Here is a 17,598-nt window from a genome sequence, read left to right on the forward strand (position 1 = left end):
TCCTAGCCCAATACGTTTTGAATTGGTAAAATACCGCAAAACGTAACGTATTCATTAGGGGCACAAAATGGGCAGAGCATTTGTAGTTCGTCAAAGTTCTATGATCAAAACAGCTAATGCAAAAACAAAAGTAAACTCAAAGTATGGTAAAGAGATTTACGTTGCAGCAAAAAGTGGCGATCCCGATCCCGAAGTAAATCAAACACTACGCCGTCTAATCGAAAAAGCTAAAAAAGACCAAGTACCCGCGCACGTTATTGAAAAAGCAATTGAAAAAGCAGCCGGTGGCGCAGGGGAAGATTACTCTGTTGCCCGTTACGAAGGCTATGGTCCTGGTAATTGCATGGTTATAGTTGACTGTTTAACTGACAATCCGAACCGTACAATTAAAGATGTACGCTTACCGTTTACTAAAACAGACTCAAAAATTGGTACTCCTGGCTGCGTAGCACATATGTTTGATCATTATGCGGTACTTGGCTTTGCGGGTGATGACGACGAAATAGTATTAGAAGCATTAATGATGGCTGATGTTGATGTTAGCGATGTTGAAGCCGAGGACGGTAAAATATCGGTATTTGCACCGCCAACAGAATACTTTAAAGCTAAAACCGCCCTTGAAGACGCATTTGAAGGCATTAACTTTGAAGTAGACGAAATTACGTTTATTCCTCAAGTTAATATTGAAATTGAAGACGAAGAAGTTATTGCTAACTTTGATAAGTTTATAAATATGCTTGAAGATTGTGACGATGTACAAAATATTTATCACAATGCCATTGTAAAAAATTAGATTTAATTAGCTAAAGCTTTAAAAAGCGTGTTTTGTGTATGCAAAACACGCTTTTTTACGTTTGAATAAATGTTAGATATTCATGTGTATTATCTATATACCTTTAAAATGCATTAAAAGTGATGTTATTCTAATTTTAGGCGATAAAAAACCAGCTTAAAAGCTGGTTTAGCACTTAATCTGAACTTTGCTTAAGCGGTTAAAGCGTATTCGTTTTTTGTGCTTTATATTTTATACGGTAGCTATGTAGCAGTGGTTCAGTGTAACCACTAGGTTGTGTTACACCCTCCAAAACCAGTGCAAGTGCAGCTTGAAACGCAATGCTGTTATTAAGGGTTTCTTCGTTTATTGCCATGGGTGTATACGCAGTGTCGTGCTCGTTTTGACCATCAACCACTTTGGCCATTTTAGCCATTGTTGATTTTATTTGCGCCTTTGAGCACACGCCATTTAGCAACCAATTAGCCATATGCTGGCTTGAAATACGCAGTGTTGCTCTGTCTTCCATTAGCCCGATATGGTTAATGTCGGGTACTTTTGAGCAGCCAACGCCTTGATCAATCCAACGTACAACGTAACCTAAAATGCCTTGTGCGTTGTTTTCAAGCTCGCTTTGAATATCTTCTTTTGAAAGCGTTTTAGGGTCTGTCATTAGCGGCGGTGTAAGCAGATCATTAAGGCTCGCAATAGTACGTTTAGCTATACTTTGCTGCTCAGTAAATACGTTTATATCGTGATAATGCATTGCATGTAGGGTAGCGGCTGTAGGGGAGGGCACCCATGCTGTATTAGCGCCTGATTTAGGGTGAGCTTGTTTTTGCTCCATCATTAATGCCATTTTATCTGGCATTGGCCACATGCCTTTACCTATTTGTGCTTTATGACTTAAGCCACAAGCAAGGCCAATATCGACGTTGCGATCCTCATAAGCTTGTATCCATGGTTGCTGCTTAATCTGTGCTTTTGGAAGTACAACACCCGCTTGCATAGAGGTATGAATTTCATCGCCTGTTCTGTCTAAAAATCCAGTATTTATAAATACAACACGCTCTTTGGCTGCATAAATACAGGCTTTTAGGTTTACAGAAGTACGGCGTTCTTCATCCATAATACCCATTTTAAGCGTGTTTTTAGGTAAGCTTAGCGCTTCCTCTACTAAGCTAAATAAAGTGTTAGTAAACGCTACCTCTTCAGGGCCATGCATTTTTGGTTTTACTATATTAATACTTTGCGCGCTTGAATTTTTTATACCTGTTTTTTTATTTAGGTCGTGCAGGGCAGCGGTGGCAGTAAACATCGCATCCATAATGCCTTCAAATACCGGTTGATTGTACACATCGGTAATCGCAGGATTCGTCATTAAATGGCCAACGTTTCTTACAAACATCATGCTACGGCCTTTTAAAGTAACGGTGCCGCCATCGAGTGCGGTGTATGTTTTATCACTTTGCAGAGTGCGCTCTACAGTTTTATCGCCTTTTTTAAACGATTCAACTAAGTTACCTTGCATCAACCCAAGCCAATTTTTATAAACTTGTACTTTATCTTCTGCATCTACCGCAGCTACTGAATCTTCACAATCCATAATGGTGGTAAGCGCGGCCTCTAACACTACATCTTTTAAGCCTGCTTTATCTGCTTGGCCAATAATGTGGTGGTGATCGATATGGAGCTCTATGTGTAAATCATTGTTTTTTAATAACACTACGGTTGGGTTTTGTGCTTCACCTTGATAGCCAATAAGCTGAGATGGGTCAGCTAATGTGGTTTGAGAGCTATCACGTAACGTAATTAAAAGTGCGCCATCTACTACTGAATAATTAGTGCTTTCTATATGCGAGCCATTAGTGAGCGGCAATGCTTTATCTAAAAACTGGCGAGCGTAGGCCATTACCTTAAAACCACGAACAGGATTGTAGGTATTGCCTTTTTCGGCTCCATCGTCTTCGCTTAACACATCTGTACCGTATAAAGCGTCGTATAACGAACCCCAACGTGCGTTAGCGGCATTAAGTGCAAAGCGTGCGTTACTTACAGGCACAACCAACTGAGGGCCTGCTGTAAGGGCTACTTCGGGTTCTACATTTTGGGTTTCAATTTCAAAGTTTGTAGGCTCTTTAACTAAATAGCCAATATCTTGCAAAAAGGCATGGTACTTAACGCTATCCCACGTTTTATTAGCAAGATGGTAGTCATCTATTTGCTGTTGAAGCAATTCTCGTTTTTCAAGCAGTGCCTTATTTGTAGGGGTAAGTGTTTGAACGATATGTGCAAAGCTTTGCCAAAATTGATGCTCACTTAAGTGAGTGCCTGGTAGTAATTGATTTTTAACAAAATCAGCGAGTTGTGTGTCTACGCTGAGTCCTGAATGTGTGAGAGTGTGGGACATAATTGCCTTCCTTAAACGGTCGCGATGTTGTTGTGTGCTTGTGCGTTAAGGCAACAATAACTCAAAAAGGCAATGTTGAGTGCTTTTTAGCCATTCACAAAATGTATAGCCACAATAACAACTATAAATTTACTAAATTTAGAAAAGGAGCCTAATGTTGAATCAAGCGAAACGGAGCACACACTCCTAGCCACTCTCACAACATTAAAATAATTTATACCAATCTGCTTATATATGGGGTCTATTTAACGTTAAGAAAATTACGCTAGAGCTAGGCAAAAATTTTTGTATCTAGTTATTCTAAATAAAAAATTTTTAACGACGTTATAGTGCAATTTAATTCGTTAAATTGATCAAAGATTTATGCAGGTTGGTATTACACACTCGTTCGAAGGATTTTATTATGACAACATATCAACGCGAAACAGACACACTCTCTACTCTTTGCCAATCACAAGGCAGCGCATGGAAAGCTATTAACCCTGAATACGCAAGCCGTATGCGTTTACAAAACCGTTTTCGTACAGGGATTGAAATTGCGCAATACACAGCAGACGTTATGCGTGAAGATATGGCTGCATATGACGCCGACACAAGCCTGTACACCCAATCTTTAGGGTGTTGGCATGGCTTTACTGCCCAACAAATGATGATGGCTATTAAGCGCCATCAAAAAACAACTAAACGCAGCTATGTATACTTAAGTGGCTGGATGGTTGCAGCACTTCGCTCTGCATTTGGTCCGCTGCCAGATCAAAGCATGCACGAAAAAACATCGGTACCTGCATTAATTGAAGAAATTTACACATTTTTAAAGCAAGCTGATGCACGTGAACTAGACCACTTGTTTAACGATCTAGATGCAGCAAAAGCGAATGGCGGCGATGTTCAAGCTGTTATTGATAAAATAGACAACTTTGAAACTCATGTTGTGCCAATTATTGCTGATATTGACGCAGGTTTTGGTAACGAAGAAGCAACTTACTTACTGGCTAAAAAAATGATTGAAGCCGGTGCGTGTGCCATTCAAATAGAAAACCAAGTATCTGACGCCAAACAATGTGGTCACCAAGCGGGTAAAGTGACCGTTCCACACGAAGACTTTTTAGCAAAGATTAACGCAGTACGTTACGCCTTTTTAGAACTTGGTATTGATAACGGTATTATTGTGGCACGTACAGATTCATTAGGTGCAAGCCTTACTCAAAAAGTACCTGTGTCGCAAACACCAGGTGACTTAGCAAGCCAATACAATGCATTTTTAGAAACGACGCCAATTAACGGTGTTGATGACTTAAATGAAGGCGACACAGCAATGAAAATTAATGGCCAGTTATGTAAACCAACTCGCCTAGATAACGGTTTATTTCAATTTCGCGAAGGCACTGAAAAAGACCGCGTAGTACTAGATTGTATTACGAGCTTGCAGTCGGGCGCTGATTTACTGTGGATTGAAACAGAAAAACCTCATGTTAAGCAAATTGCAGAACTGGTAAATCGTGTAAAAGAACACGTGCCAAATGCAAAACTGGTATACAACAACTCGCCTTCGTTTAACTGGACGCTTAAGTTTCGTGAGCAAGTGTATCAAGAGTGGGAAGAAGCAGGCCGTGACCTTAGTGCTTACCCAAGCCTTGGCGACAATAAAGGCCTTATGGCACCAGAAATGGATGCAACAGAGCTTGCACAAGCAGCCGATTTACTAGTGCAAAACTTCCAGCGCGATGGCGCACGTGAAGCAGGTATTTTCCATCACTTAATTACTCTGCCTACGTACCATACAGCTGCGCTGAGCACTGATATTTTATCAGAAGGTTATTTTGGCGATATGGGTATGCTGGCTTATGTACGTGATGTACAACGCCAAGAAATTCGCCGTGAGCAAGCTTCTGTTAAGCACCAAGACCTAGCAGGGTCTAACATGGGCGATACACACAAAGAATACTTCTCTGGTGATAACGCGCTAAAAGCCGGTGGTGAAGACAACACCATGAACCAGTTTTAATTTCTAACTAGATAGTGTTACTCAAGGGCCAATAGGCCCTTTTTTATTGCTTTAAGTAAAATTAGAACATTGAAGCATAATTACAGATCAGACTTTAACTAGGGCGTGTTGATCTTTGTGGATTGAAATTTGTTCAATCTAGGGGCGATTAAATCGCGGCGCGAGGTTTGTAACCTAGTGGGCTAAGTAAAAACCGAGCAACAAAGAGTTTATCGTCCCTAGAAAGAACCCAAAGGGCAGCGCATGTTTGGTATTTATGCTACGTTATCGCCTATTCATGGGGAATAACCACACTACATAAGCTCCGCCTTGCCTAAAAACCAAACATACTGCTGCAAATTAACCCACCAAAGTTCAACACGCCTTTGCCAAATCATGTTGGATCACTATTTAACTACCTGAGTGAATTTACAGATCAGAGTTTAACTAACCTTTCATAAAACAGCATATTTGGGGTGATTTTGCTGTAAAAAACGTTTACAACAACTTTAAAAGGCAGGTAAGTGACTGATTTTTGCTTTAATAGGCAAACTTAGCGAATTTATAAACCGATTTTTTACTAACTTCTCTGTGCTATAAAACAAAATTTTACTAACTGATAGGCTATAAACAGTGACTCAAACCGATTTTTTACCAACTCAAGTTACAAAAAATGCTATAAACCGAAATTTTACTAACTGAAGTTTTAGCTAAGTCCGATATTTAACTGTCACAGAAGTGTAAAGGGGGTTTACAGTTTGAATACTAAGGCGGTAAATACAAAAGCCACTTATTTAAAGTGGCTTTTATTTGAGCTATAAATTTATTACCCAGAGTTTATTTAGTGTGTTTATCAAACCACCATTGAATATAAGCTACTTTAGTCATTAAGTTTGATGGGCGAGCTGTAATACCATGCGATGCATTAGGAATGCGCACCATTGCAGTATCAACGCCTTGTAGTTTTAATGCCTGATAAAACTGCTCAGTTTCTGATATTGGTGTACGGTAGTCAGATTCGCCAGTGAGCAACATAGTAGGAGTTTTAACGTTTCCAACATAACTAATAGGCGAGCGCTTCATGTAATGCTCGATGTGATCCCACGGTTTACCCGGAAACCAGTAATCAGCAAAAAACGGGTAAAAATCGGCAGTTAGTACAAAGCTGATCCAATTAATAACAGGTTTAGCAACAACAGCTGCAGCAAAGCGATCGGTATGACCTACAATCCAAGCTGTTAATACACCGCCGCCAGAGCCACCGGTTACAAACAATTTAGACTCATCAATAAAACCTTTCGCTATTAGCGCATCAACGCCTGTCATTAAGTCATCAAAATCGTTACTTGGATAATTATGATGAATAGTTTGTGCAAACTCTTTACCGTATGAATCACTGCCACGTGGGTTCATGTATAAAACCACATTTCCTTTGGCTGCAAACAGCTGAATTTCAGCGCTAAAGTGTGGACCGTAATTAGCTACTGGACCGCCATGTATTTCTAGTATTAGCGGGTATTTTTTACTGCTATCAAATTTTGGCGGGTAGGCAATCCAACCTTGAATAGGTAGCTCATCATGGCTTGATTTAATCCATATTTCTTCAACTTTGGCGAGTTGCTTACTACCTAGTGCATCTTTATTAAGCGTAGTTAAGCGTTGCGTTTTACCGCGTTTAATTGTTGCTATATCAGCAGGGCGCTGAGTATCGGCAAGGGTAAAGGCTACTTCGCCATCTTCGCTTACATCAAAGTCGCCACCAGAATAAGGACGACCAAAGGCAACACTGCCAATTTGCTTCGTTATTATTTTACGTTTACCACTGCGTGGTTGATACGCAAGGGCGGTTTGCCCTTTATCTGCGTAGCTAAAGTACACGCCTTTTGAGTTTGCACTCCATTTTATTTGTCCTACGCTACGGTCAAAACTAGGCGTTAAACTTGTTGTGTTGCCTGTTTTTAAATCACGAATATAAAGCTGAGTGTTTTCGTAGTTAGTGCGTTTATCATCGTAACCTGTGTAAGCTAAGTAACGACCATCGGGAGATACTTTAGGTTGTTCGTCAGGTCCGTTTCGGTCTGTAACTTTAGTTATATTTTGTGTGGCTAACTCGAGCTGATAGATTTCACTGTTTGTGGGTTTTAGCTGGTTGTTTGTGTGCCTGTTTGCAGAAAAATAAAGCGATTTACCATCGTTGCTAAAACTTACATCGCCTGCATTATCAAATTCATCATTAGTTAGTTGTGTGGCATTGCCACCATTAGCATCAATCGAAAATAATTGGCTAAAGCCCTTTTGTGTGTAACCGCCACCATCTGAACGGTAGTAAACATCATCAATAAATTTAGCAGGCTCTGCCCATGTGGCACCTTTTGGTTTGCCTGGCAAGCTCACTGGTGCTGAAGTAGCACTTGGAACAAACATGCTAAATATTAATTGGTTAGAATCAGGGCTCCATGTAATCGCTCGTGGGCTACTCGTTAAGTTACTAATTTTTGCCATAGCACCTGTTTTAAGCCATTTTATATATATTTGGCTGCTACCATCGCGAGTTGATATAAACGCAATACGTTGACCATCAGGAGAGAGTACTGGCGAATAATCCATATGCACGCCAGAGGTTAGCGGCTGCATTTGTTTGGTTTTGTAATCAACAGACCAAATGTTACCTACTTTGCGATCTGTTTTTATATCCATACGATTACGCACAAAGTAAACGGTTTTACCGTCTTCGGTTATATCTATCTGATTCGCATATTCTAAATTAAACACATCTTGCAGCTGTAGAGTATTTGTTTCAGCGTAGGCTAAATTGCTACAACCTAAAACGAGGCTAAGTGTTAAAAGCTTTTTCATTTTTATCCCTGTTGTTATTTTTTAATTTGCTAAGTAGTTATATGTTAGGGATTATTAAATTAACAGTAGGATGCGATGAAGCTCTTATTTAACTCTATGAGTTAAAGCTGTAAAGGGGGTTTACAGCTTATATTAAGGATTGTGATAAAAGCCTAATTTACTGATTCACAAAGTGCTTTTATATCTTTTATAAGTGCTATGCCATCGGCGTTATCGCCATGTACACATAAGCTATGTGCATTGAGCGTTAGTTTTTTTCCAGTTTGCGTTGTCACGCTACCATCAGATAAAAGCTGAGTAACTTGCTCTAGTAATGCCGCTTTGTTATGAACGCTGCCCTCAATTTTTCGTGAAACTAAATGCCCGTCGTCGGTGTACTGTCTATCGGCAAATGCCTCGAGTATTAGATCAACTCCTGAATCTTTAGCTATTTTAATGTGCTTATTGGCATTTTTAGTCGCTAAAACCATTAGTTTTAAATCTGTTGGGTAGCTGGCAATTGCATTTATAACGGTTTGTAATATTTGCTCATCAGCCATCATGTCGTTATAAAGTGCGCCGTGCGGTTTAACATAGCTAAGTGTTGAACCTTGCACTTTTGCCATGCCTTCAATAGCGGCTATTTGATAATGTAGGCAGTTTGTAAGCTCTTTTTCGCTAAGTGCCATTGAGCGCCTACCAAAGCCTTGCTTATCTGGGTAGCTTGGGTGAGCACCAATTTGTACGTTATGTTGCTTGGCAAGTACAAGAGTGTTTGCCATTACGTCGGCGTCACCTGCATGAAACCCACACGCAATATTAGCCATATCAATATGTGGCATAACGTCATCGTCTAGCCCCATTTTCCACGCGCCAAAGCTTTCGCCTAAATCACAATTGAGTTTCATATTAGTGCGCCTTTTGCGGTTTTATTGTGACAGGTAATACGCCGTGAGCCGGTGCTTCTCCTAATAACACTTTTGCAAGTGCGGTAAAAGCAGGACCAGATACAATATCGTTTTTATCTACATCAATATTATATGCGTAAGATGCAAGTACAGCATTTGCATAATCGCCAAATTTAGCAATGTCGTAAGGGGCTCTCAGGCTTATAAAAACAGTGCTTTTGTTTTCCTCTTTTGCCATATTTAATAATGACTCAAGTGCTTTTGGTTGCTCTGCATTATTAAGTGCAAAATTAGGATCGTCTTTTAAATCATCCATACCGCCAATTTCTACCGCACTTTGATTAGGCGTTGCATTGCCGGCTATAACTACATCAGCAGCGTGTATTTGTGTTTTAGCTTGTGCAGGGTTAAACCCTTGTAGGCTGCTACAGCTATAGTTTAGTTTTTGCTGGCTGATAGCTTCAATCGCTTGCTGCATTGCCATACATTTACGCGTGTCGGGCATAATAATATGAACATTACTTCCTGCTTTTAAATTAAGCGGCAAAGTACTGTTATTATTTTTAACCTGCGTTATTGCCTCTACAGCAAGCTGCGCTTCTATTTCGCGATGTGCTGCACTGCCGATTGTTTGCTTTGCATTTATGAGCGCGGTAATAGGGTCAAAATTAGTGCTTAACCTAAATTTATTTTTAAGCGTAATTATACGCATCGCTGATTGTGCTACTTCTTGCTCGTCAAGTTGGTTTGATTTAACCGCTGCAACAAGCTCTTTAATAAGGTCATCGAGCTTGTTTAAATCATCCGGCGTTCTAATTTCAACGGGCATTAGGGCAATGTCAGCCCCAGCCGCAAACGTATTTATTACCGCTTGAGTTGGTGTGAAAAAGTTACTAATGCCAGCCATATCAAGCGCATCAGTTACTACAACACCTTGGTAATTAAGCTCACCACGTAAAATATCAGTAATTATTGCACGCGACATTGTTGCCGGTTTTATCATAGTTTGGCCATTAACACTTATGAACGTTGTGCTATCGAGGGCAGGGTATTGAATATGCGCCGTCATTATCATGCCTGGGTTTTGCTTGGCGATAATGTGCTTAAACGGTGCTAAGTCTTGCTCGTAAATAACTTCTTTTGCATGGTTTACTTTAGGCAAACCTGTATGGCTATCTACATTTGTATCGCCGTGGCCTGGAAAGTGCTTTAACGAGGTAATAACACCGTTGTTCTCAAATCCTGCAACCTGTGCGGCGCCTAATTTACTCACTAATGCTGGGTTTTCACCAAACGAACGTACGTTAATAACGGGGTTATCGGGGTTCATGTTTACATCAACCGTGGGCGCGTAATTTACATTGATACCCAGCGAATTTAGCTCTTTAGCTATAACAGTTGCTGTTTTTGTCGCAAAGCTCGTACCGTGTTTTTTGTAGGTTGCGCCAATCGACATATTACCGGTAAATGATGTAGCAACATCGCGTGGTAACCGTGCTACACGTCCGCCTTCTTGATCTATAGATATAAATAGAGGCAGCTTACTACTGGACTTACTTGCAGCTGTTTGCAATTGGCTATTAAGCGTAATTGTTTGTTCTATTGATTGAGTGTTTTCAGAAAATAAAATAACTCCACCAATATCGTATTTAGCAATAGCGGTAGCGAGCTCATTAGGTAACTCGGTCATTGGAGTTCGGCATTTATTACTTGCTCCTTGCTGGCAAAAGTAGCGAAAGTCGAGTATTAACTTTTGCCCAAGTTGTTGTTCAAGAGAAAGCACGGGTTTAGCAAGCGAGGATTGTAATGGCATTAAACACCCAGATAAAAAAACGATAGACGGTACAATATACTTATTTAGCAAAACACACTCCAAGGCTAAATAAAATAGATAAGTTTATGCAGCTTAACTACTTTTCAGTGCAACTGCAAAGCCATACGCTAAGTGTTTTTACTAATTTAATAGGTGCTTAAGATTTATATTTATTAGTAACTTATTTATACATAAGCACATAATTTCAAGTCAATCAAACCTGAGCATTATAAGTTATAGATACATAATTATAGTGGTTTTTATAAATGCAAAGTAGAAGCTTTAAAAATGACTTGTTCTATAGTGGTTGACTCCTTATTACCCATAACAAATACATAGTGCAAGGTATTAGCAGCAGTAATCGAGATAACTAAATTATAGTTCTCGCTTCACTATTTAAGTGCATCAAGCATTATACATACTTTAACCCTAAATGTTTGTAGACACTGTTGAATCACCCCAGCATTAACATATGCAGTTTTCATGAATAAAATATCAAATTTATTTATGTAAATTGTTACATGCATTAGATTAAATCAAATATTAAAAATATGTATGTAAACGAATGTAAAGCTAAACTCATTCAATAAAAACAATGGTACCAACAATTAATTTTGCGTGATTATTTATTTTAAAAAACTAAAAACCAGTTAAAAATGCATATAAATCAACAAATAAAAACATAACCGCAAGTAATACTTATTTTTTAAACTTTTTTTTAAACCTATTTACCGCTTCACTTTTTCGCTGCGAAATTTACATTGACTATAAATCGCCATCAAAAACCAAACACACTATATTTACATTTAAATGACACATGTTATCTTTTGAATCTACTTTATTTATTTTTAATTTAAATCCACTTTAATTTTTTAAATAAATCATCAAAAACAATAATTACATGCGCACAAAAGCGCAAGGAGTGTTCAGTGAAGACCCAAGTAGCATTAGCTGTTTCAGCAGCATTATTAACAGTATCACTAAGTTCTGTAGCCGGTGGAAATAGCATCCATCAACAAATAGTACTTTCAAAATCTGCAGTAGACAAAACAAAAACATCATCTACCCGTGTAACTAAACTAGCAAAGAAAATTGTGGTTGAGCCTAGTTTAGCGCCTGGCGAATATACTTATATTGTACGCCTCGCAGATCTTCCTTTAGCAACTTACGATGGTAGTGTTGTTGGCTTTGCCGCTACAAGCCCTAAAATAGCTAAAAAAGAACTTTTTTCAAAGTTAGCTAATAGCAAAATGAGTTCGCAACAAGTACGTAATGAATTACGCTTAGATGTTAACTCTACTGATGCAGTTCAATACACCAACTACCTTGAAGATAAACAACAAAGCTTCCTTTCTCAAGCTAGCCGTTCATTAGGTAAACAAGCAAACGTTGTATATAAATATAAAAATGCATTCAACGGTGTTGCTATGCGTTTAACTCAAGAGCAAGCTGTAAAATTAGCTACTTTAGATGGCGTTGAATATGTTGAACGTGAACGTATGGAAACAATGGATACTGATACTGGCCCTATCCATATTGGCGCGACCGAAGTATGGCAAGGCGAAGGGAATTCAGCCACTAACATGGGTGAAGGCGTTATTATTGGTGTAATCGATAGTGGTGTAAACACAGACCATGACTCATTTGCAGATATTGGTGGTGATGGCTACGACCATACTAATCCTTGGGGCGCAGGTAATTATGTAGGCGACTGTGCTGCTGATTTTGTTGAACTATGTAACGACAAATTAATCGGTGTACGTTCATACGCAAGTGTTACTGATGACTACGATGATTTAGACGTATTTGGTCCTACACCGCCAGCTAAAAATGGTGAAGATTATGGCGGTCACGGCTCTCACACAGCAAGTACTGCAGGTGGTAACATTTTAAAAAATGTACCTTTAGTGACTGGCGATTCTGGAAAGCTTGAAAGTGATGGCATTGTTAACGAAGCATTTTCGTTTGAGCAAATTTCGGGGGTAGCACCTCATGCCAATATTGTTGCATATCAAATTTGTAGCCCGGGTAATAAGGGTGATAAGTACACTGGTTGTCCTGGCGCAGCTATTGTTGCCGCTTTAGATGATGCAGTTGCTGATGGCGTTGATGTTTTAAACTATTCAATTAGTGGTGGTGGTAATCCTTGGGCGAGTTCAACAGAACTTGGTTTCTTAGCCGCGCAAGAAGCAGGTATATTCTCTGCTGTATCAGCTGGTAACGACGGTCCTGAAGCTTATACCACATCAAAAAATGCACCTTGGTACACTGTAGTAGGTGCTTCTACGCATGGTAGAACTTTAGATAGCTTTGTTAAGTTTAATGATGAAACGTTTGCATTTTCAAATGGCACAGGTCCTGTATTTTCTGAAGTTGTAACCGCTTTACCTATTACAGCAATGTCTGTTGATGCAAGTAATTTTGAAGGCTGTAATGCATTTGCTGCTGATTCGTTTAAAGATGCTGTTGCTGTAATCAGTCGTGGTGCATGTGCATTCTCAGATAAAGTAACAAATGCTGCTGATGCGGGTGCAACTGCTGTTATTGTTTATAACAACACGGATGGCGATGTACGCCTTACTATGTCAGGATTAGAAGCGACAACTATTCCATCTGTTTCGATCTCTGAAAATTCTGGTAAAGATTTACTAGCTGAATTAGCTTCAACTTCAGATACTACAATTTCTATTGACCCTGCAATCACTTTAGTTGTTGGTCAAGCTGACGACATGGCTGACTTCTCATCTCGCGGTCCCAACAGCACTACCGCAGATATAATGACACCTTCTGTAACTGCACCAGGTGTATCGATTTATGCGGCTTACAATGACCAAGATTTTGGTAACGACGTAACGGCAACTTCTCCTGCTGATTTTGCCTTTTTACAAGGTACATCAATGTCAGCACCTCATACATCAGGTGCTGGTGCAGTATTAAAATCTGCACATCCTACATGGACACCAGATAACATTCGTTCAGCATTAATGATGACGGCAACGACTGATGTACGTAAAGAAGATGGTGCAACGCCAGCTGACGTATTCGATATGGGCTCAGGTAGTATTCGCGTTAATTTAGCAACTAATACCGGTCTAATCATGGATGAAACGTTTGGTAACTACATGAAGGCAAACCCAGCTACGGGTGGCGTTCCTTTATCATTAAACATTCCTTCAATGACAAATACACAATGTATTGATACGTGTACTTGGACTCGTACATTTACTGCAACTAAAGATGCTAACTGGACTGCAACGTCAGTATCAACATCTAACAATATGGCGTTAACTGTTTCACCAACTAGCTTTGATATTAAAGCGGGCGAAACGCAGACACTAACTGTAACTGCTGATGTAAGTGCATCTGCTGCAAATGTATGGAACTTTGGTAGCCTTGAACTAACTTCACCCGGTTTACCAGATGCTCATTTGCCTATTTTAGTGCAAGTAGCTGAAAGCAACTTACCAGAAGCATTATCTGTAGCGGCATCTCGTTCAAGCGGTACTTACACATTTACTAATTTGATGTCTAAAAGTTTGAATAATATTAAAGTTGGTGTATTTGATAAAAGCACTGACTTAGTTGAACCACAAACAGTAGAAGTTGAAGATGAAGGTTTCGGCTTTATAACACTTACTTTTAATGAAGTTGTACCAAATGTTGTGTTTAGCACTTCATCAGTAACAGCGCCGGATATCGACTTACGAGTTTTAGATGGCGAGTTTAAAAAGATTGGTAGCAGTGGTGGCCCTAACTCAAACGAGTCAGTTACTTTCCTGAATTTGCCAGCTGATACTTACTATATTGTAGCTGACAGTTATACTGCATCAGCACTAGGTGCAACGGATGAAGTGGTAATTAGTGCATCATCAATCTTAACAGATGAAGACTCTATGAGTGACACTGTTAGCGCTAGCGTTGCAGAGAGTAATGGTTCATTTGACTTAACAGTTAAATGGTCTGATAACGTAAGCAGCAGCTCATTACTATCACTAAAATCAGGTGATGACTCTACAGAGGTACAAATCCCATTAACAGTATCGTTCGCAGATGATGAAATAACTGAAGTGGTTTCTTCTGACTTAGAAACAGCGAGCCAAACTATGACTCCTGGAATAGCTCAAGCTGTTAGCTTTGATATTGAACCAAACTTTACCAATTCAGATAAAGTTTATACATTAAAAGCAATGGTTACAGAAGGGCAAGAAATAGCAAATGCTGATAACGATGGTGTTATTACTGACAACATAGTTGAGTGGACTATTACTCGCGTAGCGGGTGAATCAACGAAAACAATGTCTGTGGGCTTTGATTTAATTCCTAGACAATCGGGAACTGATAAAGAGCTAGTATTAACTAATACGATTGACGGCAATGCAGTTGAATCTACTTATAACTTTGGCGTTATTCAAGTTGCTCCTGTAGCTTCTGTATCGGATGTATCAAGTGCAAGAGAAGGCACAACTGTAACTATGGATGCTTCTGGCTCTAGCGATGCTAATAATGATGAATTAACTTACTCTTGGAAACAGTTATCAGGAAGTACTGTTAGCTTAACGGGTACTGGTTCATCAGCCACCTTTGAAGCACCAAAAGTATCTGCTGATGAAGTAATCTCTTTCCAATTAGAAGTAAATGATGGAAATGGAAATTCGGACATGACAGTAGCAACCGCAAACATTACAAAAAATAAAGGTAGTAGTGGTTCATTTGGTTGGTTAATGGCCTTGCTTACGCCATTATTGTTCGTACGTCGTAGAAAAAATAATTCGTAAGATTAAATACGTACTATAAATAAAAACCATTAGTTTCATTTGAAGCTAATGGTTTTTTTTATTACTTTCTGGAGAACAAGAATTACAACGCTGTAATTATTATTTATCACGCCATACCCTAACGCATAGTCGCTAAATTGAACAAACCAACTAAATTAAAAACACTTAAACGGGTATAATACTTAACTTCGTATAATACGCGCTGAATTTGAGTGCTTTGGAATGCAGCTTTGCTATATAAATTACTACCCGCTTTAAATTTAAGATTTCTTATATTGCTACTCGCATTCTCTGCAGCACTGAGCACATTGGTAGGGAGTTTTTATTCTACCTATCAGGTTCAAAAAGAGCAGTTAACATCATATACGCTAAAAAGTAATTTAGCCTATGCACAAAAATTAGCCTCCGCAACTGATAACTTTTTAAAGTCTGCGCTTCAGCAGCTTGAATACTCAGCTAAAATTATTGAGCAATCACCAAATAACTCCAAATTATTAAACGATGAAGCCATTCGTTTAAATCATCAAACGGATAGCTTTAACTCTGTTGTGATTAATTTACATGGTGTAGTTGCAGCGACGTCGCCTCACTTTGAAAGTTTAATAGGCCAACAAATACAGTCTCCAGGAGCAATAGAAGCACTAAAAGAAAAACGCCCATTAATTAGTGAGCCTTATTTATCGGCAGCTGATAATTTAATTGTTTTTATATCGCACCCGCTATTTGATTCTGAAGATAAGTATTTAGGTTATATTGGGGGCTCTCTTTATTTAAAAGAGAAAAATATTTTAAATGCGCTTTTAGAACAACATTACTACAAAGGTGGTTCGTACCTTTATGTTGTTAGCTCAAATAAGCGCATTTTATATCACCCAGAACCTGCCAGAATCGGCAACGTTATTGCTAACAATGCTGTGATTGACGCTGTTATAGGTGGCGAAATAGGCACTTCAACGGTTATTAATAGCTTAAATAAGCCGATGCTCGCAGGCTACGCACCCATTACTTTATCTAAATGGGGAATAGTGGCGCAAAGACCATTAGAATCAACGCTCTCTTCGCTAGATACATTAACTATTGAAGTCATTGAACAAACAATACCTATGGCATTAGTCACATTTATTTTTATTGGTTTATTCGCACACTTTATAGCAAGGCCGCTAAAGCGATTAGCCGATAACGCAAATACACTCGATGATCCAAAAAGCTTAGAAAAACTTAAAAGCGTGAAGTCGTGGTATTTTGAAAGTCAAAAACTGAAGTTAGCGATGTTAAGAGAGGTTACTTTATTACAAGCACAAATAGGTGTGCTACGCCATGACTCACAAACAGATCCCTTAACAGATGCGCACAACAGAAGAAGCTTAAACGGCCTACTTAACCAGCTTATGCTAAAGCAAACCCCATTCGCTATATTAGAAATTGATATCGACTTTTTTAAACGTGTTAACGATACTTTTGGACATGATAAAGGCGACGAAACTTTAGTTTCGCTAACAAATATAATTAAAAAACTATCAAGAAGAGACGACATAGTATCAAGAATCGGCGGTGAAGAATTTGTTCTTGTGCTACCAAATGAAAACAGCCAAAGTGCCTATAAAATAGCAGAGCGTTTACGTAAAACAGTAGAATCGACAGAAATGGACACCATTGGAACAATCACTGTTTCTATAGGTATTGCGACCTGGCCTAAGCATAGTACTGATATTGCCCAAGTATATAAATGTGCCGATAAGGCGCTATATCATGCTAAAGAGCACGGTCGTAACCGATGCGTAGTGGCCGATATTAGCTAACCACAGCTTTGTTAAGTAATACTCTGTATTACCTTAAATTGATAAATACTTTACACAGAGTGCATGAGTTTATTAAGCCAGCCATCTGCTTTAGATGGCTTGTAAATCATTGCTATGCCTTTGCTATAGTGACTGTTAACCCCCTTTACAGTTATTTTTGTAAGCGCTAAGTCATCAATCACAAAATTTGGTAAATACGCTAATCCCAAAGCAGTTTTACTACCAAACTAACCTTTTAAAATCCGTTATATGTTGAAAAGCTAACGACAAATAAGACACAAAAAATGCATTTTCATTAGTAA

The 17,598-nt window shown here is 39.0% G+C and carries 8 protein-coding genes; 4 read left to right on the forward strand and 4 right to left on the reverse strand.

Going from position 1 to position 17,598, the window contains the following annotated elements; genetic code table 11:
- Nucleotides 1-67: 67 nt before the first annotated feature.
- Nucleotides 68-793: a YebC/PmpR family DNA-binding transcriptional regulator gene (locus I6F42_RS00620; RefSeq protein WP_007583619.1), complete on the forward strand. Its 726-nt coding sequence runs from the start codon at nucleotides 68-70 to the stop codon at nucleotides 791-793.
- A 199-nt stretch (nucleotides 794-992) separates the two neighbouring features.
- Here the strand turns inward: I6F42_RS00620 and I6F42_RS00625 are convergent, their stop codons facing one another.
- Nucleotides 993-3,182 carry a malate synthase G gene (locus I6F42_RS00625; protein WP_197149965.1) on the reverse strand — a complete coding sequence of 730 codons (2,190 nt, stop codon included), beginning with the start codon at nucleotides 3,180-3,182 and terminating at the stop codon, nucleotides 993-995.
- Between the two features lie 403 nt (nucleotides 3,183-3,585).
- Between I6F42_RS00625 and I6F42_RS00630 the strand changes: the two genes are divergently transcribed.
- Nucleotides 3,586-5,187, forward strand: coding sequence for an isocitrate lyase (locus I6F42_RS00630; protein ID WP_007583624.1), 1,602 nt, complete (start codon nucleotides 3,586-3,588; stop codon nucleotides 5,185-5,187).
- Between the two features lie 816 nt (nucleotides 5,188-6,003).
- On the opposite strand, the gene I6F42_RS00635 is transcribed toward I6F42_RS00630, so the two are convergent.
- From I6F42_RS00635 to I6F42_RS00645, 3 genes are all read right to left on the reverse strand, one after another.
- A complete protein-coding gene (locus I6F42_RS00635; RefSeq protein ID WP_197149967.1) occupies nucleotides 6,004-8,022 on the reverse strand; it encodes a S9 family peptidase in 2,019 nt (672 codons plus the stop codon).
- Between the two features lie 152 nt (nucleotides 8,023-8,174).
- The gene (locus I6F42_RS00640; protein ID WP_197149969.1) at nucleotides 8,175-8,909 is read right to left on the reverse strand and encodes a 5-oxoprolinase subunit PxpA; all 735 of its coding nucleotides are present in this window, start codon (nucleotides 8,907-8,909) and stop codon (nucleotides 8,175-8,177) included.
- A gap of 1 nt (nucleotide 8,910) precedes the next feature.
- Entirely contained in the window at nucleotides 8,911-10,722 is a 1,812-nt protein-coding gene (locus tag I6F42_RS00645; RefSeq protein ID WP_197149972.1) for a glycoside hydrolase family 3 protein, read from the reverse strand.
- Between the two features lie 929 nt (nucleotides 10,723-11,651).
- Here I6F42_RS00645 and I6F42_RS20355 point away from each other — a divergent pair.
- Together I6F42_RS20355 and I6F42_RS00655 are read left to right on the forward strand one after the other, a co-directional pair.
- The gene (locus I6F42_RS20355) at nucleotides 11,652-15,497 is read left to right on the forward strand and encodes a S8 family serine peptidase (RefSeq protein ID WP_197149976.1); all 3,846 of its coding nucleotides are present in this window, start codon (nucleotides 11,652-11,654) and stop codon (nucleotides 15,495-15,497) included.
- A 275-nt stretch (nucleotides 15,498-15,772) separates the two neighbouring features.
- Nucleotides 15,773-17,296 carry a sensor domain-containing diguanylate cyclase gene (locus I6F42_RS00655; RefSeq protein WP_197149979.1) on the forward strand — a complete coding sequence of 508 codons (1,524 nt, stop codon included), beginning with the start codon at nucleotides 15,773-15,775 and terminating at the stop codon, nucleotides 17,294-17,296.
- The last annotated feature ends 302 nt before the right edge of the window (nucleotides 17,297-17,598 follow it).

Source organism: Pseudoalteromonas sp. SWYJZ12, from assembly GCF_015864395.1.
Taxonomy (GTDB): Bacteria; Pseudomonadota; Gammaproteobacteria; order Enterobacterales; family Alteromonadaceae; genus Pseudoalteromonas; species Pseudoalteromonas arctica.

What these genes read in the sequence shown, in the direction of transcription:
- I6F42_RS00640 (WP_197149969.1), bottom strand. Translation starts at nt 8,909, where the DNA reads ATGAAACTCAATTGTGATTTAGGCGAAAGCTTTGGCGCGTGGAAAATG.
- I6F42_RS00645 (WP_197149972.1), bottom strand. Translation starts at nt 10,722, where the DNA reads ATGCCATTACAATCCTCGCTTGCTAAACCCGTGCTTTCTCTTGAACAA.
- I6F42_RS00630 (WP_007583624.1), top strand. Translation starts at nt 3,586, where the DNA reads ATGACAACATATCAACGCGAAACAGACACACTCTCTACTCTTTGCCAA.
- I6F42_RS00635 (WP_197149967.1), bottom strand. Translation starts at nt 8,022, where the DNA reads ATGAAAAAGCTTTTAACACTTAGCCTCGTTTTAGGTTGTAGCAATTTA.
- I6F42_RS00625 (WP_197149965.1), bottom strand. Translation starts at nt 3,182, where the DNA reads ATGTCCCACACTCTCACACATTCAGGACTCAGCGTAGACACACAACTC.
- I6F42_RS00620 (WP_007583619.1), top strand. Translation starts at nt 68, where the DNA reads ATGGGCAGAGCATTTGTAGTTCGTCAAAGTTCTATGATCAAAACAGCT.